At 53.3% G+C, this 19929-nt stretch carries 25 protein-coding genes; all 25 read right to left on the minus strand.

Annotated elements, in window-relative coordinates; genetic code table 11:
• Positions 1 to 107: 107 nt before the first annotated feature.
• The 25 genes from J2Z70_RS04935 to J2Z70_RS05055 all read right to left on the minus strand — a co-directional run bounded on the left by J2Z70_RS04935 (position 108) and on the right by J2Z70_RS05055 (position 19820).
• Positions 108 to 284 (minus strand): hypothetical protein, encoded by a 177-nt coding sequence (locus tag J2Z70_RS04935; RefSeq protein ID WP_179090429.1) that lies wholly within the window; start codon positions 282 to 284, stop codon positions 108 to 110.
• A 108-nt stretch (positions 285 to 392) separates the two neighbouring features.
• Positions 393 to 1196 (minus strand): CheR family methyltransferase, encoded by an 804-nt coding sequence (locus J2Z70_RS04940; protein WP_036727302.1) that lies wholly within the window; start codon positions 1194 to 1196, stop codon positions 393 to 395.
• 28 nt (positions 1197 to 1224) lie between these two features.
• Positions 1225 to 1668: a nucleoside-diphosphate kinase gene (ndk, locus tag J2Z70_RS04945; RefSeq protein ID WP_036727303.1), complete on the minus strand. Its 444-nt coding sequence runs from the start codon at positions 1666 to 1668 to the stop codon at positions 1225 to 1227.
• A 111-nt stretch (positions 1669 to 1779) separates the two neighbouring features.
• The gene (locus tag J2Z70_RS04950; protein WP_076079176.1) at positions 1780 to 2748 is read right to left on the minus strand and encodes a polyprenyl synthetase family protein; all 969 of its coding nucleotides are present in this window, start codon (positions 2746 to 2748) and stop codon (positions 1780 to 1782) included.
• Positions 2745 to 3605 carry a menaquinone biosynthetic enzyme MqnA/MqnD family protein gene (locus tag J2Z70_RS04955; protein WP_209870000.1) on the minus strand — a complete coding sequence of 287 codons (861 nt, stop codon included), beginning with the start codon at positions 3603 to 3605 and terminating at the stop codon, positions 2745 to 2747. The genes J2Z70_RS04950 and J2Z70_RS04955 overlap by 4 nt, the downstream gene beginning before the upstream one ends.
• Complete coding sequence (locus tag J2Z70_RS04960; RefSeq protein WP_425355098.1) at positions 3602 to 4153, minus strand: UbiX family flavin prenyltransferase; 552 nt, start codon at positions 4151 to 4153, stop codon at positions 3602 to 3604. Before J2Z70_RS04960 ends, J2Z70_RS04955 begins: the two co-directional genes overlap by 4 nt.
• 53 nt (positions 4154 to 4206) lie before the next feature.
• Positions 4207 to 5082, minus strand: a complete 876-nt coding sequence (locus J2Z70_RS04965) for a UbiA-like polyprenyltransferase (protein WP_036727311.1) — start codon at positions 5080 to 5082, stop codon at positions 4207 to 4209.
• On the minus strand, positions 5075 to 5827 hold the full coding sequence (locus J2Z70_RS04970; RefSeq protein WP_209870003.1) for a demethylmenaquinone methyltransferase: 753 nt from the start codon (positions 5825 to 5827) through the stop codon (positions 5075 to 5077). The genes J2Z70_RS04965 and J2Z70_RS04970 overlap by 8 nt, the downstream gene beginning before the upstream one ends.
• Positions 5828 to 5830: 3 nt before the next feature.
• On the minus strand, positions 5831 to 6700 hold the full coding sequence (locus J2Z70_RS04975) for a heptaprenyl diphosphate synthase component 1 (RefSeq protein ID WP_209870006.1): 870 nt from the start codon (positions 6698 to 6700) through the stop codon (positions 5831 to 5833).
• A gap of 114 nt (positions 6701 to 6814) precedes the next feature.
• On the minus strand, positions 6815 to 7354 hold the full coding sequence (locus J2Z70_RS04980) for a hypothetical protein (RefSeq protein WP_209870010.1): 540 nt from the start codon (positions 7352 to 7354) through the stop codon (positions 6815 to 6817).
• Between the two features lie 107 nt (positions 7355 to 7461).
• Positions 7462 to 7710, minus strand: a complete 249-nt coding sequence (gene mtrB, locus J2Z70_RS04985) for a trp RNA-binding attenuation protein MtrB (protein WP_051478165.1) — start codon at positions 7708 to 7710, stop codon at positions 7462 to 7464.
• A 104-nt stretch (positions 7711 to 7814) separates the two neighbouring features.
• Positions 7815 to 8087, minus strand: coding sequence for an HU family DNA-binding protein (locus J2Z70_RS04990; protein WP_019909963.1), 273 nt, complete (start codon positions 8085 to 8087; stop codon positions 7815 to 7817).
• Positions 8088 to 8441: 354 nt separating this feature from the next.
• A complete protein-coding gene (spoIVA, locus tag J2Z70_RS04995) occupies positions 8442 to 9920 on the minus strand; it encodes a stage IV sporulation protein A (RefSeq protein ID WP_036727319.1) in 1479 nt (492 codons plus the stop codon).
• A gap of 442 nt (positions 9921 to 10362) precedes the next feature.
• Entirely contained in the window at positions 10363 to 11112 is a 750-nt protein-coding gene (locus tag J2Z70_RS05000) for a DUF3939 domain-containing protein (RefSeq protein ID WP_209870227.1), read from the minus strand.
• Positions 11113 to 11174: 62 nt separating this feature from the next.
• The gene (locus tag J2Z70_RS05005) at positions 11175 to 11543 is read right to left on the minus strand and encodes a 2Fe-2S iron-sulfur cluster-binding protein (RefSeq protein WP_036727321.1); all 369 of its coding nucleotides are present in this window, start codon (positions 11541 to 11543) and stop codon (positions 11175 to 11177) included.
• A 27-nt stretch (positions 11544 to 11570) separates the two neighbouring features.
• Positions 11571 to 12191 (minus strand): hypothetical protein, encoded by a 621-nt coding sequence (locus J2Z70_RS05010; RefSeq protein ID WP_209870013.1) that lies wholly within the window; start codon positions 12189 to 12191, stop codon positions 11571 to 11573.
• 80 nt (positions 12192 to 12271) lie between these two features.
• Entirely contained in the window at positions 12272 to 12451 is a 180-nt protein-coding gene (locus J2Z70_RS05015) for a DUF2768 family protein (protein ID WP_209870016.1), read from the minus strand.
• 199 nt (positions 12452 to 12650) lie between these two features.
• Positions 12651 to 12926 (minus strand): stage VI sporulation protein F, encoded by a 276-nt coding sequence (locus J2Z70_RS05020; RefSeq protein WP_036698146.1) that lies wholly within the window; start codon positions 12924 to 12926, stop codon positions 12651 to 12653.
• 67 nt (positions 12927 to 12993) lie between these two features.
• Entirely contained in the window at positions 12994 to 14034 is a 1041-nt protein-coding gene (locus J2Z70_RS05025; protein WP_036727323.1) for an NAD(P)H-dependent glycerol-3-phosphate dehydrogenase, read from the minus strand.
• Positions 14027 to 14644 (minus strand): glycerol-3-phosphate 1-O-acyltransferase PlsY, encoded by a 618-nt coding sequence (gene plsY, locus J2Z70_RS05030; protein WP_036727324.1) that lies wholly within the window; start codon positions 14642 to 14644, stop codon positions 14027 to 14029. The genes J2Z70_RS05025 and plsY overlap by 8 nt, the downstream gene beginning before the upstream one ends.
• 12 nt (positions 14645 to 14656) lie before the next feature.
• Complete coding sequence (gene der / locus J2Z70_RS05035) at positions 14657 to 15982, minus strand: ribosome biogenesis GTPase Der (RefSeq protein WP_209870020.1); 1326 nt, start codon at positions 15980 to 15982, stop codon at positions 14657 to 14659.
• A 175-nt stretch (positions 15983 to 16157) separates the two neighbouring features.
• The gene (gene rpsA, locus J2Z70_RS05040; RefSeq protein ID WP_076079166.1) at positions 16158 to 17486 is read right to left on the minus strand and encodes a 30S ribosomal protein S1; all 1329 of its coding nucleotides are present in this window, start codon (positions 17484 to 17486) and stop codon (positions 16158 to 16160) included.
• Positions 17487 to 17660: 174 nt separating this feature from the next.
• Positions 17661 to 18248 (minus strand): lysophospholipid acyltransferase family protein, encoded by a 588-nt coding sequence (locus J2Z70_RS05045; RefSeq protein WP_036727329.1) that lies wholly within the window; start codon positions 18246 to 18248, stop codon positions 17661 to 17663.
• A complete protein-coding gene (gene cmk / locus J2Z70_RS05050; protein WP_036727330.1) occupies positions 18245 to 18955 on the minus strand; it encodes a (d)CMP kinase in 711 nt (236 codons plus the stop codon). The genes J2Z70_RS05045 and cmk overlap by 4 nt, the downstream gene beginning before the upstream one ends.
• A 211-nt stretch (positions 18956 to 19166) precedes the next feature.
• On the minus strand, positions 19167 to 19820 hold the full coding sequence (locus J2Z70_RS05055; protein ID WP_209870023.1) for a flagellar brake protein: 654 nt from the start codon (positions 19818 to 19820) through the stop codon (positions 19167 to 19169).
• Between the last annotated feature and the right edge of the window lie 109 nt (positions 19821 to 19929).

Raw genomic sequence — 19929 nt, forward strand, 5'->3', positions numbered from 1 at the left:
CTCCGCTTTGACAAGAAAGCAATAGCCCGGCCCGCTGCTTATATTTGAACAAAACAAGCGCCGCTTCTGCTCTTTCGAGTAGAAGCGGCGCTGCTGTGCTCCCCCGTTCAGGAGCCTGTCTCCAGACTGTCGCTGCCTGGTGCCGGAAGGCGGCCGCCGGTTCTGCCCTCTTCCGCAGTAAGCAGGCTCTGGAGCTGCAGCTCCTCGATGCCGAGAATCTGCCCGCATTCGCGGACGGTGAGGAATCCCCGCCGGTAGGCGGTGATGACCTTGCTTTTGTCCATCTGGGTTAACGACCTTTCACTTGGCGTTAGGTTTCTTCCTACTTCCCAGTATCACTGAAAAGCGCGTAAAGTATACCCTGCACCAAGGGAGACTCCAACAGACTACGGCTATTTCTTGCGGTAAAAGAAGGTTTCGGTCGACTCGAAGCCATACTGCGCCGGTGTGAAGATCTGCTCCGTGCTGCCCACGAACAGATAGCCCCCGGGCCGCAGACTGGCCGAGAATTTGTGATACAGCTTATTCTTGGCTTCTTCCGTGAAGTAGATCATGACATTACGGCAGATAATCAGATCGAAGCCTTCGTCGAATTTATCCAGCAGCAGATTCTGCTTGCGGAAATCGATATTCTTCTTCAGTCCTTCACTGACCTTGAAGACCGGGCCTTCCGGTGTAAAATACCGGTCTGCCACATCTTTGGGCACATCCTTCAAGGAGCGCTCCAGATAGATCCCCTGCTTCGCTTTGGCCAGTGCCCCATCATCAATATCTGTAGCCAGAATGCCGGTCTGGGCCAGAATATTCTTGTCCGAGAGAATCATCGCCAGCGTATAAGGCTCTTCTCCCGTTGAACAGGCGGCACTCCATAGCTTCAGTCTGCGGCCGGAGCGCTGAAGATCCGGCAGAATCACATCCCTCAGCACTTCCCAGCGGTTCGGATTCCGCCAGAATTCGGAGACATTGATGGTCATGCGGTCCAGGAACTCATAGAACAGAGCCTTGTCCTTCATCATTGCCGCATAGAACTCGTTAAAGGTATTGTAGCCGTTCTTCATACGGAGCGTCGTCAGCCGCCGCTTCATCTGTGCTTCCTTATACTGCGCAAGGTCAATGCCTGTGCTTTGTTTGATATTATGAATAAATCCGGTGTAATCAGGGTCCGGGGTTAATGAGGATTCTTCACGTTCAGCCATAATAATCTCCTGTCTCCTGCCTGGATGCTTACATCCAGGCCGCGATGTCTTTATGATACTGTGCCAGCTCATCCGGAGCGAAGAAATTGGCGATCTCACGTGCTGCACTGTCCGGTGAGTCCGATCCGTGGATCAGATTAAGCGGAGTATGGCTGGCATAATCCCCGCGGATGGTGCCTGGCAGGGCCTCACCGACTTTGGTTTTGCCGATCAGGAGACGGGATAATGCGATGACATCATCGCCTTCCCACACCATGGCGAACACAGGGCCGGAGGTAATGAAGCTTACCAGCTCCGGGAAAAAATCCTTGCCGTCATGCTCCGCATAATGCTTCTTAGCCTGCTCCTCAGTAACGGTAATCAGCTTGGCAGCGACCAGCTTGAATCCCTTGTCTTCCAGGCGGGCGACGATGCGTCCGATTAGTCCGCGCTGTACACCATCCGGTTTGATCATCAGATACGTTTGTTCCATAGAGTCACTCTCCAATTTCCCTTATTCTAAATGAATGGGCTGTTTATGGTCTGATATTATCAGAAACCCCGGCATCTGTGAACGTAAATTTGCAGATAATTTCTTATATCTTCAATAAGCCCGGCCTGTTACGAAAAAGGCGATATCGCGCAAATTGCGCTTGGTCCGGTTGCTTGGCAGCTGCTCCAGCGCATCCAGCGCCTTGGCGATATAGCGGGAAGCCAGCTCCTCCGCACGGGAAATCCCGTCGCCGGAGAGAATCAGATCAATAGCGCGTCCGACCCCTCTGTTCCCTTCACGAATCGCTTCAAGCTCTTCCAGCAGGCGGCCGCGGAGCCGCTCATCCTGCAGACTGTAGATGACAGGCAGAGTGATATTCCCCTGCCGCATATCGCTTCCGGGCGGCTTGCCAATTTGCTTCTCCGTTCCGGAGAGATCGAGCAGATCATCACGGATTTGAAACGCCATCCCAACGTTATATCCGTAATTATAGAGGAGCCTGGCCGTTCCCGGCTCCGCATCTGCAGCCAGAGCGCCAAGCTGACAGCTGACGGCAATCAGCAGCGCTGTCTTACGGCGGATTCTCCGCAGATAATGGCGCACGCTCTGTCCGCTGTTGAAGAAGTCGCGGATCTGCTCCATCTCTCCGATGGACATCTCTACCATGGCTTTGGAGAGAATCTGATGAATCAGGGGATTTTTCAGCCCTGAAGTCATCACGAGTGCCTTGGCATAAATATAGTCGCCGGTGTACATGGCGATCTTGTCGCCCCATTTCGCCTTGACGGTAGGCTCTCCCCGCCGGAGCTCCGCATCGTCAATGACATCATCGTGGACCAGTGAGGCGCTGTGAATCAGCTCCAGCGGAATCGCGACGCGCTTCAGCTTATCGAGATCATAGGTCCCGAATTTGCCGCCCATCAGAACGAATACCGGCCGGAGCCGCTTGCCCCCAGCTCTCAGCAGATGCAGCGAGGTCTCGCTCAGCAGGTCATCATCCCCCTGGACACTGCGGTACAGCTCTTTCTCAATCTGATCCATATCTTTGTTCAGCAAGCCGAATATTTGCAGTCGCTTCATTCTTTCACCCGTGTCAGCAGATTGTGGCTCCAAAGCTCCATCTTCACTTCCTGCGGCAGCAGGCCCATTTCATAGGCATAGCGGAAATAGAGGTTCAGACCTTCCTGCTGCCTTTCCCCAAAGTCATAACATAAATTACGGAAGTAATCTCTCCAATAGGAGGCCGTGCCCCCGATCGTGCAGCAGGCTTCGTGAATTACCGGTCCCAGCTCATTCAGGCCGCGTCTCTTGCTCCGCTCGAAGGCTTCAGCAATCTCGGCAATGGCCTCAGGATTCAGGGCTGCAGCCCTGCGGTTGACCGCCCACACAGCAAAGGTCATACTGTGGCCCGTCCATTCCTTCCACAGCTCGCCCAGATCCGTCACTTCATAGCCCTGATCCTGCCAGGAGGCGCGGATGGCATGGTCTCCGATCAGGAGCCCGGCATCCGCCTGCTGCATCATAGTGTTCAGATCGGGATCGCTGCTAATGTACTCCGGACTAGTGCCTAAGGCCTTGTGCATCAGGATCTTCAGCAGATTGACCGAGGTAGCCGAAGTATTCGTCACGGCTATCGTTCCGCTGCCAAGCTGCTGTAACGGCTTTTTGGAGAAAAGAAATATTGACCGCACCGGACCGTCCGCGCTGACGGACAGACCGGGCAGCAGCAGCAGCCGGTCGCTGGCCGCTGCATAAGCAAAGGAGGATAAAGCCCCAACATGAATATCTCCTGCTGCCATGCCCCGGTTAAGCACAGCAGGCACCTCACTCACCATTTCAGCAGGAAAGCTTAAAGAAGAGGGATCGAAATAATGATAGACCGGCCATGAATTGGTATAGCTGATTTTGCCGATGACGGTGTGTTCCAGGTCTGTCACCCTTCATCCCCCCATCTGCGAAATAAAGTATGCTCAATCCCGAAGCTGTCGAGCACCTTGCCCACCATGAAATTGACCAGATCATCCATGGTGGCAGGACCGTAATAGAACGCCGGCATTGCCGGAATCAGCTTGACGCCCATCCGCGACAGCTTCAGCATATTCTCCAGGTGAATCGCATGCAGCGGTGTCTCCCGGGGCACCAGAACGAGCGGACGGCCCTCCTTCAGCATGACATCCGCTGCCCGCGTCATCAGATTGTCCGAGCTGCCATGTGCTACAGCAGACAGTGTTCCCATCGAGCAGGGCATAATAATCATCCCCTCTGTCCGGAAGGATCCACTGGCAATTGAAGCGCCTATATCCTGTACCGGGTGATACAGAAGAGAACCGGGATAGCTGCCGAACTGCTCATTCAGCAGTCCTTCCCGGTCAGTTACAGCATAACCCAGCTCCTCCTTGAAGACACGCCAGCCTGCATTACTGACAACCAGATGTACTGTATAACCGAGGGACAGCAGGGTCTCTGTCAGCCGGATGCCGTAGATCGCCCCGCTCGCACCGGTAATGCCAACCACGAAGTTCTTAGGCTTAAGTTCGGTCATTTGTAGAACTGCACCACCAGGTCAATCAGAGTAAAGGAAAAGACCACAATGCTAAGTACACCGTTCATGGTGAAGAAGGCGGTCTGCAGCTTGCTTAGATCACCCGGAGACACAATGTAGTGCTCATAGAACAGAATAATATAAGCAATCACCATGCCGGCCACATACCACCAGCTCAGTTCCGTGATGAACAAGAGAGAGATGAAGCCCAGGGCTGTCAGCAGATGAAAGACCTTGGCAATCCCCAGCGCACGGGCCACCCCGAAGCGCACCGGAATCGAATACAGTCCTTCCTTGCGGTCGAAGTCCACATCCTGGCAGGAGTAGATGATATCAAAGCCTGCTGTCCAGAATACGATCGTGAAATAGAAGATCATAGCAGTCAAGTCCACTGTTCCTGTAACTGCAACCCAGCCGCCGAGAGGCGCAAGGGCAATGGTAAGCCCGAGAATCAGGTGACAGGCCCAGGTGAAGCGTTTGGTGAAGGAATAGAGGACCAGCAGAAAAACAGCAATCGGCAGCAGCTTCGCTGACAGCGGATTGAGCTTGAAGGCTGCCCAGAACAGCAAAAAGAACGAGAACGCGATGAACAGCGTTACCTCTCCAACCTTCAGTAATCCTGCCGGAATGGCTCTGCCCGCTGTCCGCGGATTCTTCGCATCACTGATCCGGTCGATCAGCCGGTTAAGCCCCATAGCCGCGCTGCGTGCGCCGAACATAGCAACAACCACCCATCCGATCTGGCTCCAGGAGGGCAGTTCCCCAAACATAACTACTGAACCCAGCAAGGCCCCCATAAAGGCAAAAGGTAAAGCAAAAACCGTGTGTTCGAATTTAATCATTTGTAGAAAAATACCGATTTTCTTAAACATTACAGTTCTCCTTGAGTCCAAGATGTAACGCCGCGATGCCACCGTTCAAGGGGAACGATTCCACTTTTGTAAGTCCGGTATCCCGGAAGATCTCCTCTAATTGCTTCCTGTCCGGGAAGAGTGCCAGTGATTCAGGAAGCCATTTATATTGCTCATACCGCTTGGCGAACAGCCTGCCGAGCAGCGGAAGCACACGCTGGAAATAAAAATAATAAATACCTTTGAACGGCTGCTTCATCGGCTTCGACAGCTCCAGGCAGACCACCATACCGCCGGGCTTCACCACGCGCTTCATCTCACTCAGCACCTGTACGGGATCAGGCACATTACGAAGTCCAAAGCCAATCGTGGCGTAATCGAAGGAATTATCACCGAACGGCAGCTCCATCGCATTCCCCTGAATCAGGGAGATGCGGTCCTGCAATCCGCGCGCTTCCACCTTACGCCGTCCCACCTCCAGCATGCCTGCGCTGAAGTCCAGTCCCATGACATTCCCGGTCTCGCTCGCATCAGCGAGGGCAATGCTCCAATCACAGGTACCGCAGCACAGGTCTACTGCCGAGTCCCCGCGCTTCATGCCCATCTTGCGCATGGTGAACTTCCGCCAGGCCTTATGACGCCGAAAGCTCAGAATATCATTCATCAGATCATACTTGCCGGCAATGCTCTCAAATACCGAATGGACAAACTGCTCCTTCGGCTTGTCGCCTTGCCCACCTGTTAGGGTAACTTTATCTACTGTCATTCTCTAACCCTCCACGGCAGCTTGTCCGGAAATTTTCATTTGCAGAAGCAGGCGGTCCAGTGCAGCTCTAAGCTGACCCGCCAGATCCTCGTCCCTGATCCCCTGCAATAACGACTGAATGGACGCGAGCGAGCTATGCAGCTTGTCCGTCAGCAGCGTATCGCATTTGCATCTCAGCTTCAGCTTCTGCCAATCCTTGGGGTCCAGAGTCTGCCCCTTAAGCTGCTGGCGTTCCTCTTCAGTCGCCGACTCCATCACCTTCCAGTAAGCATAGCCCTCCAGCGCACTTGCCGGAGCTGTCCCCCGGCGCAATTCCAGGGCTGCTGTCTCACACTGGCTGAATTCGGCGAGCAGCTTCTGCCAGATATCTCTAAGGGACTCTTCAATCATCGGTGTAAAAGAAAGAAACAGCCGCATATTGAGCTGTACCGTGTGCTTCAAGTATTGTTCGGCCGGGACAAGCGTTCCGCTCATCTTGCCGTAAAGATTGGCCTTCATGACATTGAAATCAGCGATAGCCGCGCTCAATATGCCAACCATTTCAACCTGACCGTGTCTCGCGAGCAGATGGTAGAACCAGCTGCTGAAATAATCACCGGCCAGAACCTTCAGCTGGCGGGTGCGCATCATATCGCCGCCGGGCTCTTCATGATTCCGGTCAATGCTCTCATGGGTATCCAGTCCAAGCTGGACGAGTCCGGTCACCAGGGTGAACAGCTCTGCCTGCTGGAAGTCTGCCCCCCGGCCCCTGCCGAGAAAAATATATAACAAATGACCCCGCCCGTCTGAGAACGGCGGCAGTTCCGTATGCCGCTGAATCATATCGTAGTCGGTGTAGGGTTTAGCCAGTTGCGGTATGCGGTACGGTTTCATTTTAGCCTCCGAAGCCATTGACGTTTGTCAAACTCATTGTTCACAATCTTGTCTATTATATCACATGTTTTTTTGTCACGCACGGGTGAAGCCTTCTAGTTTCAATTACCCGGTTCAGGGATAAATGAACTGCTTTTTCCACAGCTCGCTTTCGCTAATACGGAAGCCGTTCTTCAGCGAATCGGGAAGAGGCGAATTGCCTGCGTTCTCCAGCGCCTCCTGCAGCAGGGGGCTCCACTCGCTGCGGCGGATATCACCGGCAAGGAGCAGGCGGCGGGTATCCAGCCACCTATCCTCTGCCACCACACGCAGCAGCAGCTGGTCTACGTTCGAAGTCTCCTGAATCGCGAACCCGATAGCCAGAGCCATGTTACGGTACAGCTCCTGCGGTTCGTGGGCATCACCGTTCACCTTGAGATCCATAGACAATACCCCGTTCTCCCAGCCTGCCTTGTCAATCATCAGACTGAAGGGAATCTCACTGAGCGCATCTACCAGATTGTCATTCTCCAGTACCAGGCCATCCGGGCCTATCGTCTGTACTGCGCTATAGTTACTCTGGGCAGTTATAACGTTGCCGGCCAGTTGCGGCAGCAGCAGGGTAGTAGCTGCACTAAGCAGCAACGCCGTTCCGATCAGCCAGCTCCGGTTCATAACATGCCTCCCTACTCATAGTTTCCGCTGCTATGCAGGATTATACGGCACCGCAGAGCGCCCCATATCTAGTTATATTTTGAAAAAAAGCAGGCTATGCCTGCTTTTCAGCTTTCACTCTCTAATTGTCCGTGTTTGCTCCAGATTTCAGCCTTGCCGCGGATTTTCATTGCTGAGGTGTGATCGGTGAATTGGGCAATGAGCACCTCGCCTTTGTCCAGCTTCTCCGTATGGTGAAACCGTGTGTCCAGCCCTCTGGTCAGCCCGATGACCTGAACACCGTTCTCCTTGGCCTTGACTACGATATAGTCGCTGCCGGACGGTGCAGGATTCACTTCATTCTTCTTCTCAGTCATTGTAATCCTCCTCAAAGTTTATGAGCCTCTCTCAAAAACAAATGCCGCCCTGGAAGGCGGCATCGTTGGTATTCAAGGACTATGGGGCAGATATGTAGAAATCTTTATTTGATTCCGTCTTTCAGCGCTTTACCGGGTTTGAAAGCCGGTACTTTGCTTGAAGGAATTTCGATTTCTTCACCAGTCTGCGGGTTGCGGCCTTTACGTGCGGAACGTTCGCGCACTTCAAAGTTTCCGAAGCCAACCAGCTGAACCTTATCGCCGCTTTGCAGTGCACCTGTGATAGCTTCAAAAACAGCATCTACCGCTTTCGTAGCGTCTTTTTTGGGAAGTTCAGTTGCTTCTGTAACTACGTTGATCAAATCTGATTTATTCATGTCTTCTCACCTCCCTGGTTAAAAGTTCCGGTATCATACACTCTTTCCGTTTCAACGTAAAATATACGTGATAATCCCGTTTAATGCTAGTAACTGGCGCCTCTCTTCTAGAAGCGCAACAAACTTATAGTAATACAGCCCAACCATAATATCAAGGCGTTCCTCAAAAAAGGAGCAGAAAGTAGCAGGTTTCCCTTCATTCCGCTGCAATTGCGCAGTCTATTACTACCAGTTATGCCGTAAAAGCGGAAGCTTTCCAGGGAGAATTCCCCTTTTCCACTCTAGCAGTGAAAGGGCCCGGAAAGAGCAAAAGAGCGGGAAAAGCTCCCGCTCCAAAGGACAAGCCTATTTCATTTAGAGGATGATGGCGATCAGGCCGCCTGAACCTTCGTTGATAATCCGGCCCAGCGTTTCCTGCAGCTTGTAGCGGGCATTGTCCGGCATCATCGCGATCTTGCCCTGAATGCCCTCTCGGACTATGGAATGCAGGGACCGGCCGAAGATATCGGATTCCCAGATTTTGATCGGGTCATTCTCAAAGTCCTGCATCAGGTAGCGCACCAGCTCTTCACTCTGCTTCTCTGTACCGATAATCGGCGAGAATTCCGACTCGACATCCACCCGGATCATATGAATCGACGGCGCCGTAGCCTTCAACCGGACTCCGAAGCGGGAGCCTTGGCGGATCAGCTCAGGCTCATCCAGCGCCATCTCGGCCAGAGAAGGTGCGGCGATGCCATACCCCGTGGTCTTAACCATTTCCAGCGCTTCCGAGAAGCGGTCATATTCGCGCTTGGCGTGGGAGAAGTCCTGCATCAGCTGGAGCAGGTGATCCTTGCCGCGAATCTCGACCCCGACTACCTCCATCAGCACCTGATCATACAGCTCTTCGGGAGCGTAGAGGTCAATCTCGGCTACCCCCTGGCCCATGTTCATGCCGCTGAGGCCTGCCCGGTCGATGAAATCATATTCGGTAAACTGGGAGACCAGGCGGTCCACATCGCGCAGACGACGGATATCCTTCACGGTATCACGGACGGAATTCTCATAGCTGCTGCGCAGCCAGTGATTCTCGCCCAGCACCATCACCCAGCTCGGCAGGTTAACATTAACTTCATGTACAGGGAATTCATACAGTACTTCGCGCAGGACACCAGTCACATCGTCCTCGGTCATATTCGCAGCGCTGAGCGTCATCACCGGAATATCATATTTGAGGGCAAGCTCACTGCGAAGCTGCTGGACTTCCTCACTGCGCGGCCGGGTGGAGTTGATGACCAGCACGAACGGCTTGCCGACCTCCTTCAGCTCTGCGATCACGCGCTCTTCGGAATCGACATACGAGCTCCGTGGAATCTCGGCAATCGTACCGTCGGTAGTCACTACCACACCCAGAGTCGAGTGCTCCTGAATGACCTTGCGTGTCCCGATTTCAGCCGCTTCCTGGAAAGGAATCGGTTCCTCGAACCATGGGGTCGAGATCATCCGCGGACCATTCTCATCCTCATACCCTTTTGCGCCTTCCACTGCATAGCCTACACAATCGACCAGCCGGACGTTAACCTCCAGGCCTTCGGCCACCTTAATCTGCACCGCATTGTTGGGTACGAATTTAGGCTCGGTAGTCATAATAGTTTTGCCTGCCGCACTTTGCGGCAGCTCATCGACCGCTCTTACCCGGTCTGCTTCACTCGTGATGTTCGGCAGAACAATCGTTTCCATGAAGCGCTTGATGAATGTCGATTTCCCCGTGCGAACCGCGCCGACGACGCCAAGATAAATGTCTCCGCCGGTACGCTCGGCAATGTCCTTGAAAATATCCACTTTTTCCAAAAGAGATCCCCTCCTCATATTACTCCGAAGAAAAAATGCCTGAAGAGCATCGACTTCGCGTTCCGCCGGCAAACTGACCCTTGCAGGACAACCACCGGACTAAGCTTTGCCCGCCCGAAGCCTAGCTTACTTGCCTGAGGCGAAGCAAGGTTGCCCCGCGCTAAACTCCGAATGCTCGGACATGCATTTGGACTAGTATCATCATATGTATCCGTAACGGATTTATGACCAGCGTCCGCGCATTTTTGCATCTGAAATTTCGTATACCCGCTCTAGCTCGCCACTAGCTCGCCACTGCGTCAAGACACCCGGAAGTCTTCTCATCAAGTCTATGAGGGCGGCTTGCGGCCTAGAACTACTATCCATTCTGAGACTCCCCATACAAAAAGGCAGCAACCCCCGCTCTCGGAGAACTGCTGCCTTAATTTATAATAGTATATTGCTATTCCTGCGGAGCCTGCGGGACGGGACGGCCATCCACCCACAGATAAGGGAGAGACTTGACAGGGACATAATAGGAGGCCTGCGTAAGCTCCAGACGCAGGTCACGGTCTGCCGCCGGGCTGCTGCCGTTCTTATCAATAGCAGAGGAGATATCCGCACCGTAATCAACATAGACTGCCCCGCTGCGATCCATCAGGAGCCCGAGCGGCTGGCCCGAATATACGCTGCTTAGCTTGATTGTCCCTGTCCCTGCCCGTTTGGCATCGATAGATACAAGGCCCGGATACTGCTCCTCCCCTGCCGGAAGCTTCCCGCCGTGCGCAGACTTATAGAGGTTCACCTTGCGCTGGATATCATTAACCTTCTGCACGGTCACCAGGTCCATTAATTTGACCTGTGGGTCCGTCTCCTCATCCAGCACCAGAAAATGGGCGCTCCCGCCCTTCTCGAACGCTGCTGCCGGGATCTCGTCCAGGTACCCTTCCTGCTGCAGCTTATTCAGGTCAATCACGAATTTCTCGTATCTGGGCGTGTCCTGATCGCTGGTCAAGATCGGCAGCAGCCCCTTCTGCTCCTGATAATCATCGACCGCCGCCTGCACCCGCTTCACACTCTCGCGGTAACTGCTGCCGGGCTGCTGCTGCTCCCGGGGATACATGCAGCCGGTTAGAGACAAGATCAGCAGGAGAAGCAGCGGCAGCAGCATCGCAGACCTGTGCCGGCTCTGCCGGAGCTTCACCAGATGCATGGAGTCCACTCGCAGGGCTCCTCTCTGTTCGTTTAGGGTTGCATTTGCGCCGGGTGTAACCATCACCATAAGTCCTCCGATTCGCCACGTCGCGCCGCTTCCAGTCTGCGGCGTACAGCCGCCTTCAGCGGGTCCTCGGGAATATGCACTTGGACGTCGCCCCATACAGCGGCCTGACAGGCCAGGCGGACGCCTTCATCCAGCAGGCTGCCAAGCTTGCGCTTCTCCGCCTCCGCAGGAGGTCTGAGTCCCGCGGCATCCGTACGCTCTACGGACACTTTGCACATCATGCATCCCGCCTTGCCCCCGCAGCGGGTAGGCAGGACGATTCCGGCTTTGCGCACAGCCTCCAGCAGCGTAACCCCATGCTTGACAGAAGCTGTGCGTTGTTCCGGAAGGAAAGTGACCGTTATTTGCGATTTCGCATTCATCTTACAGCCTCCTTCCTTGAAATCAGGTTATATACGTATAGATTCGGATATCCCCAGCAGCTCGTCCAGCCTAGACTGCAGGCCGTCGGCTTCCAGATGATTCTCCTCAATGAGCTGCTCCAGAAGCGGCAGATGACCGGCTACATCCTGCTTCATTAGCTCCGCAATCGCCCGGCAGCGTTCTTCCCTGCCGCGCAGCAGATTGAAGATCAGCTCATGGACAAGCGGCATCAGGGCCAGGCGGCCGCTCCCTTCGAACGTACATTCCGGGGCATAGGGCTGCAGCTTGCTGATATCCACTGAATATTGCCCGGAGCCGCTGCCGATCCTGAATCCGCCCACCAGCTCAACCTTCACCTCTCCGATGAAGTAGAGCCCGCGCAGAGAGTAACAGCCTCCGCTATAATCCTCCTCCGGTGCGCAGACAGTGTATCTCAGCAGTGCCCGATGAAGCTGCGCGGTATCCTCCAAATCACAATAGAGGTCAATATCGCGCGGAGCAGCACTCAGCTGAACCCCGTGCAGCAGCAGACCGCAGCTTCCCCCCAGCAGCCACACCGGCGGCTTACCCGGCCCGATCACATCCAGCTCCCGCGCTATGCTGCCCAGTGCCGTCTCCAGCACATAAGGAATTCCTGAACCGGCCATCAAACTACACACGCCCCATTCCTGTAAAATCAACTAACGATTCTGTCAGAAATACGTCTGCCTGAGTATAATGTAAATGCTTACATAATTGAAGCGGCCCCGCCCAGAACTCCGATCAGCAGGATGACAAAAGCAATGACCGATAAAACAGCTCTAAGCAGTCCATTCGTCTTGCTGCGTGCAAAAGTAATCAAAAAAACGGATACGCCCATAATCAGTACCGCAATCAGAGACAGCCACATTTTTGTCATCGGGTCCATAGGTCATGCGCCTCCATTTCACTTTTCCCGGATTGCGACTATTATAGCGTGAAATCCGTCATTTTTTAAGTATTAATTTACAGATTAGCCCCTGGCGATGGAAAAAAGGGCATCAACCACGGAATCAGCTTACCTTCCGGAGTTATGCCCAGTCTGAAAAGGAGCCATCCCGGCAGGAATGGCTTACTTCACGGATATGCTATTTTTTCAGCATCATTTTCATTAAAGACTCCATCGTACCGGAACCGGCGCCGCCTTTTTTAACAGCATTGACGATCTCCTGCACTGTAGCCTCGCTGACCGGCACTTTAGCCATAGCTGATACCTGTTTAATTAACTGGCGGAGCTGGGCTTCATTCTGTGTGGTGCCCGGCTTAACCGTACCGGCCAGCTTTTTGATGGCACCTTCCGAAATGTTTTTGCCCGTCTTCTTGTTGATGGCGTTCAAAGCATCCTTGGAAAAATCTCTGCTCACTGTTCATCCCTCCTCCGTCAATCCCCATTAACAACATATGAGATATTCCGGCAAAAGGTGAACGTGATCAGGAATGCCACTGCTCCCAGGTCTCCTGGGAAATGGCCTCCATCTCCGTCTTACGGTCACGGCCCATCAGGGCTTCCACCGCATTACGCGGTGTTCTGCCCTTGAACAGCACATGATAAATCTGGTCGGTGATGGGCATCTGTACGCCCAGCTTCAGCGAGATCGCATAAGCCACCTCCGTCGTCCGGATGCCTTCGACAACCATCCCCATCGAGTCCAGCACTTCATTCAGCGGCTGGCCCTGGCCCAGCATGGAGCCGGCGCGCCAGTTGCGGCTGTGCTGGCTTGTTGCCGTTACGACCAGGTCACCAAGTCCGGCAAGGCCGGAGAAGGTTAAGGGATTCGCACCCATCTCTACCCCGACCCGGGAGATCTCGGCCAGCCCGCGGGTAAGCAGTGCCGCCTTCGCATTATCCCCGAACCCCAGCCCGTCGGACAGCCCCGCACCCAGCGCGATAATATTCTTCAGTGCACCAGCCAGCTCTACCCCTAGCTGATCCCTGTTGGTATACACACGGAAGTCGTTGTTAATGAACAGCCCCTGCGCCGCCTTGGCACGGCTCTCATCCGGCGAAGCCACGACGACCGTGGTCGGACAGAGCCGTACCACTTCTTCAGCATGGCTCGGCCCGGAGAGCACCACAATATCGCCTTCGCTGCAGCCCAGCTCTTCCGAGATCACTGTGGACATCCGCTTCATGGTCTCGGTCTCGAAGCCCTTCGTGGCGTGAATGCAGAGCATATCTTCCTTCCAGAACGGCTTAAGGCTATGCGCCACCTGACGCACTCCGGAAGAAGGCGCCACAATGACTACCGCCTTCGAACCGGAGACGGCAGTCTCCATGTCCGTGGTGGCAATAATATTTCCAGGGAGCTTAACCCCCGGCAGGAAATGATGATTCGTATGTGCTTCGTTAATCTCGGCAGCCTGCTCAGGCTTTCGCGTCCACAGATAAACCTCCGAGTGGTTAGCCGCCAGCACAGTAGCCAGCGCAGTTCCCCAACTGCCCGCGACCAGCACGGTTACTTTATCAGACAACGCGATTCCCCTCCTTGGCTTTGGAGCCGATTTTGTTCTCACGGCCCTGCGAGATCTTCACGATGTTGCTGCGGTGACGCCAGAAGGCGAACACTACGATGACCAGGCTTCCCCATAGCTCCGGGGTCGTATGCTCCGTGAACAGCAGACACACTGGAGTCAGAGCCACAAAGATCAGCGAGCCCAGCGAGACATACCGTGTAAGTATAATAGCGAGAATGGCAATCGCCCCGGCAATCAGTGCAGGCCAGAATACCAGTGTAGCCATCACTCCAATCGTCGTTGCAATCCCTTTCCCCCCGCGAAAATGAAAATAGACCGGCCAGTTATGCCCGATGATGGCAGCCAGTCCGCAGACCACTGCGACCCAGCTTCCCCATCCCCCGGCCCATGTGCCAAGCCAGACTGCGGCAATTCCCTTCAGTACGTCCAGAAACAGCACCAGTATGGCCGGTCCCTTCCCCATCACACGCAGTGTATTGGTCGCTCCCGCATTGCCGCTTCCATATTGGCGGATATCAATTCCCTTAAGCAGCCGGGCGAGCAGTACACTGAAGCTGATGGAGCCAAGCAGATAGCTTATAACGATAACCAGAAGTTCAAACGCCACTACTCTTCTCCCCTAACCTTCGTTCTCGGATTTGCGCCGTGTAAAGAGGCGGATCGGTGTACCCTCGAAATTGAACGCTGCACGCAGCTTGTTCTCCAGGTAACGTTCGTAGGAGAAGTGCATCAGCGAAGGATCATTGACGAATACCACAATGGTCGGCGGCTTCGTTGCCACCTGGGTGACATAGTTAATGCGCAGACGGCGGCCTTTGTCCGTAGGCGGAGGATTAATCGCCACGGCATCCGATACCACATCATTCACCAGATGGGTGGTAATCCGCAGGGCGTGCTGTTGGGCGACATGCTGCACGACAGGCAGCAGCTTCTGCAGACGCTGTTTCGTAAGCGCAGACAGAAATACCACTGGAGCATAGCTCATGAACAGGAAGTGATCGCGGATGTTGCGTTCGAAGTTCTGCATCGTCTTGTCGTCTTTCTCAATGGCATCCCATTTGTTGACAACAAAGACCGAAGCCTTGCCCGCATCATGGGCATACCCGGCAATATGCTTGTCCTGGTCGATAATGCCTTCTTCGCCGTTGATTACAACGAGTACAACATCAGCACGCTCAATCGCCTTCATGGCTCTCATTACACTGTATTTTTCCGTGTTCTCATAGACCTTGCCGCGTTTGCGCATGCCCGCTGTATCGATCAGCACATAACGCTGGCCATCCCGTTCGAACGGCGTATCAATCGCATCGCGTGTAGTCCCCGCAACATCACTGACAATAACGCGTTCTTCGCCCAGAATGGCATTAACCAGTGAGGATTTACCCACATTCGGACGTCCGATCAAGGCTACACGGATGACATCTTCATCATATTCCTCATCCACTTTATCCGGAAGGCGCTCAACAACCGCGTCCAGCAGATCGCCGATTCCGGTTCCGTGACTTCCTGAAATGCCGATCGGATCACCGATTCCAAGGGTATAAAATTCATAAATATCTTCGGTGCGCTTCATGTTATCCACTTTGTTGATAGCCAGAACGATCGGCTTGCCGGAACGGAACAGAATCTGCGCCACTTCCTCATCCGAACTCGTGAGTCCGCTCTTCGCCTCGCACATGAAGATGATCACATCCGCTTCCTCAATCGCCAGCTCCGCCTGAACGCGGATGGATTTCAGAATCGCGTCTTCTCCGTCAATCTCAATCCCGCCAGTATCAATGACACTGAAGGATTTGCCGTTCCAGTCGGAGACTCCATATATCCGGTCACGTGTAATCCCCGGTTTATCTTCTACGATGGCCAGTCTATCGCCAATCAGCCGGTTAAAGATCGTCGACTTTCCGACGTTAGGCCTGCCGACAATGGCCACTACGGGTCTTGCCATATTCATTCCTCCTGTCTTCCTTACGTTACTCATCATAGCAAAAAACATTCCAATTGGCTAACCGTCTTACCCATGTATTGCCACTATCCTGTATGCCCTGGAACAGACAATCGGCGAACCCTCTGATCGAGGGCTCGCCGATTACTTTACCCGTTATGATGAGATAACAAAGGGATTAGTTGTTACCCTTGAATTTGTCCAGCTTGTCGCCGAAACGTTCAGCCAGTGTGAAGCTGAGGCCTTCGTTGCTGAGCGATACGTTAGGATTGTTCAGCACTTCCTTAGGCGCTCTGTCTCTGCTGTTGCTGCGTTCTGGTCTGGCCGAAGGAGCCGGAGCTTCTTCAGTTTCCTTGATGCTCAGGCTGACGCGCTTCTCGGATGGGTTGAAGTCAAGCACTTTCACTTGTACTTCCTGTCCTTCCTTGAGCACTTCATGCGGAGTGCCAATGTGCTTGTGGGAGATCTGGGAGATATGCACAAGGCCTTCAACGCCTGGCAGCAGTTCAACGAATGCGCCGAAGTTCACAAGGCGCTTAACTTCGCCTGTAACTACATCGCCGATGTTGATCTTGCCTGCTGCGGAATCCCAAGGACCCGGAGCAGCTGCTTTGATGCTGAGGCTGATTTTGCCCTTTTCAGGATCAACCTTAAGTACTTTCACGCGAACCTTGTCGCCTTCGGATACAACATCGGATGGCTTCTCTACGTGGTTCCAAGCAATCTCGGATACGTGAACCAGTCCGTCTACGCCGCCAACATCAACGAATGCGCCGAATTGAGTCAGGCGTTGAACTGTACCTTCGATGATTTGGCCTTCAGACAGCTCAGCCATAATCTTCTGCTTGTTAGCTTCGAATTCTTCCTCCAGAACTTCTTTGGCGGAGAGAATTACCTTGCTGTTCTCACGGTCAAGCTCTTTCACTTTGACACGCAGTGTGCGGCCCTTGTAGTCGCTGAAATCTTCAACGAAGTGACGCTCAACCATGGAAGCCGGGATGAAGCCGCGTGCGCCAACGTCAGCCACAAGGCCGCCTTTGACAACATCAGCTACAGTAACTTCGAAGGATTCCTGGGAAGCGAAATACTTCTCCAGATCTTCCCATGATTTCTCGCTGTCGATGGCACGCTTGGAAAGCACCAGGCTCTCCTTGTTGTCGTTGATGCTGACAACCTTGCATTCCACTTCCTGGCCGACTTCCACCGCTGCTGCGGCATTGTCCAGCTGAACGGAAGACAATTCGCGAATAGGAATAACGCCGTCGTATTTATATCCAATGCTTACATAAGCTTGGTTATCTTCAATTTTGACGATTGTTCCTTTCACGGTATCGCCTTTTTTCAGAGAAATGATTTCCAGACCTTCCTGGCTTGTCACTTCTTCTTCATTGCTGGCAACAACTTCTGCAGATTCGGTAACAGCGGATTCTACAGTTTCTGCCTTATCTACGGTCTCGTTATTCTCAACGTTATCCGCAGCTTCTTGATTCTTGATTTCTTCAGACATGTGATTACCCTCCTCGATTCAAAACCCCATTTATTTAAACCCGCGTAGAGCAGGGTTCAAAACAATCATTGCTTCGTTAAACCATTTCACTTTGCTGATTAGTATGTTCCAAAAAATAGCGGTTATGCTGTAATTTATAAGCTATTCACAGAAACAGAAGATTGACTCCCGGACTTACCGCGAACTGGGCTTGCCGGTACTGATCATTTCATGGATGCGTCCCATAATAACATCGGTTACAGCGTCCAGAGAATCACTTCCCGCACCTTCAAATGCGCTGAGGTCTATGGGTGCCCCATATACAACAGTCATCCGGCGGAACGGCTTGTAGGATCCGATAATGGCTGCCGGTACAACGGCTGCGCCGCTGCGGAGCGCGAAGCTTGCCGCACCCTTCTTGGCTGAACCTGAATCGGAGTTCCGCGTTCCTTCCGGGAAGATGCCCATCACATGTCCGCTGCGAAGCGTATTGAGGGACGTCTTAATGGATTCTTTGCTTACGCCGCCACGCTTGACAGGAAATGCGCCCAATTGCTTAATGAGCCAGCCCAGCACCGGAACATTGAACAATTCCGCCTTAGCCATATATCTTACCTGTCGCTTCAGCTTAATGCCGATCGTCATGGGATCAAGCAGGCTGATGTGATTCGCGCAGAGCAGGACTCCACCCTCCTTCGGCACATTCTCTCTTCCCACAATCTTGAGCGGGAACAGTATGGCATAAATCATACGAAGCAAGGCCACGCAAAATGCATAAATCATAGATGATTTCTCTCCCCGTTAACATAGGTTCTGCAGTGGGAGACGATGGCTTCCACGGCCTGAAGGATATCCATATGCGTCGTATCCAGAAGAATAGCATCCTCGGCACGGCACAGCGGTGAAATCTCCCGGCCTTCATCAAGCCGGTCCCGCGCTGCAATATCATGTTCAAGCTGCTGGAGAGTCACTGTTTCCGTATCCTTCAGTTCCTTGTAACGACGGAGAGCACGCTCCTCCACACTTGCCGTCATGAAAATCTTCACTTCGGCATCCGGCAGTACGGTTGTACCGATATCCCGGCCATCCATCACAACTCCCTTGCGGAGCGCCATCTGACGCTGCAAGTGACTCAGTCTGGATCTAACACCCTCAATCTTCGAATACTGCGACACCTGGCCGCTGACCTGAAGACTGCGGATATGCGGGGTCATGTCTTCCCCATTAATCAGCACTTTCTGCACATCTTTCTCAGGCAGAAGCTCAATCGCCATATTCTGGACCTTCCGGTCCACCAGCTCATGATTCTCTGCAGCTATGCCTTCACGAAGCATATACCAGGTGATTGCCCGGTACATGGCACCCGTGTCTACATAAATGTAAGACAGCTCCCGTGCTACCAATCGGGCTACAGTGCTCTTGCCTGCCCCGGCAGGTCCGTCGATGGCGACGTTAATTCGGTCGTTAGTATGTGTATCCTGCCTGTCCAACGGGGCATTCCTCCTCAAACACTCTTCCGCAGAAATACGCATATCGACATATCTCTCTAGGAACTTGCTGATATTCTCAAGAAAAAAGCAGGCATTGCCTGCGACTTATAAAATTATACCACAGTTTGAACCCCAGTGCAAAATGACATTGAGGTTTTTTAGGGAGAAAAAAGCTGATTCAGGGCCCTCTTGAAGATTCCTGCGCAGGGAATCAGCGGTTGCGGAAATCGAATTGGCGTTCAAAGCAGTACCGGATAATTTTTTGCCGCTCCGAATCGGAAATGGCCGAGAATTTAACCATGACCAGATTCCGTCCGGTCTCCAGCGGTTTGATCCGTACAATCTCGCCTTCGAAATTAACATGCTCCGTGCTTCCGTTGCGGTAGGAGACGAGCAGCCAGCAGGCCAGCTTGTCGGCCACCTCTAATGTAATTTTGGCATCGCTTAAGAATGATGTCCCGCCGCCGCCGATATCCTCGGTGCGCACCAGAAACCGGCTGCCAAGGGCATCCTTCACGGCCAGCTCCAGCTCGGCATTGACGCGGAAGAAGCTGCGGCGCTGAATTTTGAAGATGGACTCCGCCGCAGGCTTGCGCAGCCGGACCATCCGGATGACATCTTCCTTGAAGCCGAGCACATGAGTATTGAAATAATTCTTAATGCCGCCCTCTGTGAGAAAATAGACCGACAGCTCGTCACCGATAAACAGCTTCTTAAGCCGGCCGTTACTCTCCTGCATGGGGATTTCTATCAGGATGCTCTCGTCCTCCATATCAGCAATCCTCGCCCGGTACTGGATCTCAGACTCTGCCGCATCGCTGGATGCGACCTGGAGGTATAGATATTCATTAATTTTGGGATACAAACCTGTCACCGCCGCTTGAGTTAGTAATAAATGCTAAACCGATTATAGCATGCCCTCTTGAGGCAGGTCAGAAATATTATTAGGCGTTGAACGCCAACAGCCGCAACCG

This window comes from Paenibacillus silagei (assembly GCF_017874735.1).
GTDB lineage: Bacteria > Bacillota > Bacilli > Paenibacillales > Paenibacillaceae > Paenibacillus_AQ > Paenibacillus_AQ silagei.

Excerpts from the sequence above, each read along its gene's own strand:
- J2Z70_RS04935 (WP_179090429.1), bottom strand. The coding sequence starts at position 284 with ATGGACAAAAGCAAGGTCATCACCGCCTACCGGCGGGGATTCCTCACC.
- J2Z70_RS04940 (WP_036727302.1), bottom strand. The coding sequence starts at position 1,196 with ATGGCTGAACGTGAAGAATCCTCATTAACCCCGGACCCTGATTACACC.
- ndk (WP_036727303.1), bottom strand. The coding sequence starts at position 1,668 with ATGGAACAAACGTATCTGATGATCAAACCGGATGGTGTACAGCGCGGA.
- J2Z70_RS04950 (WP_076079176.1), bottom strand. The coding sequence starts at position 2,748 with ATGAAGCGACTGCAAATATTCGGCTTGCTGAACAAAGATATGGATCAG.
- J2Z70_RS04965 (WP_036727311.1), bottom strand. The coding sequence starts at position 5,082 with ATGTTTAAGAAAATCGGTATTTTTCTACAAATGATTAAATTCGAACAC.
- J2Z70_RS04970 (WP_209870003.1), bottom strand. The coding sequence starts at position 5,827 with ATGACAGTAGATAAAGTTACCCTAACAGGTGGGCAAGGCGACAAGCCG.
- J2Z70_RS04975 (WP_209870006.1), bottom strand. The coding sequence starts at position 6,700 with ATGAAACCGTACCGCATACCGCAACTGGCTAAACCCTACACCGACTAC.
- J2Z70_RS04980 (WP_209870010.1), bottom strand. The coding sequence starts at position 7,354 with ATGAACCGGAGCTGGCTGATCGGAACGGCGTTGCTGCTTAGTGCAGCT.
- mtrB (WP_051478165.1), bottom strand. The coding sequence starts at position 7,710 with ATGACTGAGAAGAAGAATGAAGTGAATCCTGCACCGTCCGGCAGCGAC.
- J2Z70_RS04990 (WP_019909963.1), bottom strand. The coding sequence starts at position 8,087 with ATGAATAAATCAGATTTGATCAACGTAGTTACAGAAGCAACTGAACTT.
- J2Z70_RS05000 (WP_209870227.1), bottom strand. The coding sequence starts at position 11,112 with ATGCATCTGGTGAAGCTCCGGCAGAGCCGGCACAGGTCTGCGATGCTG.
- J2Z70_RS05005 (WP_036727321.1), bottom strand. The coding sequence starts at position 11,543 with ATGAATGCGAAATCGCAAATAACGGTCACTTTCCTTCCGGAACAACGC.
- J2Z70_RS05010 (WP_209870013.1), bottom strand. The coding sequence starts at position 12,191 with ATGGCCGGTTCAGGAATTCCTTATGTGCTGGAGACGGCACTGGGCAGC.
- J2Z70_RS05015 (WP_209870016.1), bottom strand. The coding sequence starts at position 12,451 with ATGGACCCGATGACAAAAATGTGGCTGTCTCTGATTGCGGTACTGATT.
- der (WP_209870020.1), bottom strand. The coding sequence starts at position 15,982 with ATGGCAAGACCCGTAGTGGCCATTGTCGGCAGGCCTAACGTCGGAAAG.
- rpsA (WP_076079166.1), bottom strand. The coding sequence starts at position 17,486 with ATGTCTGAAGAAATCAAGAATCAAGAAGCTGCGGATAACGTTGAGAAT.
- J2Z70_RS05045 (WP_036727329.1), bottom strand. The coding sequence starts at position 18,248 with ATGATTTATGCATTTTGCGTGGCCTTGCTTCGTATGATTTATGCCATA.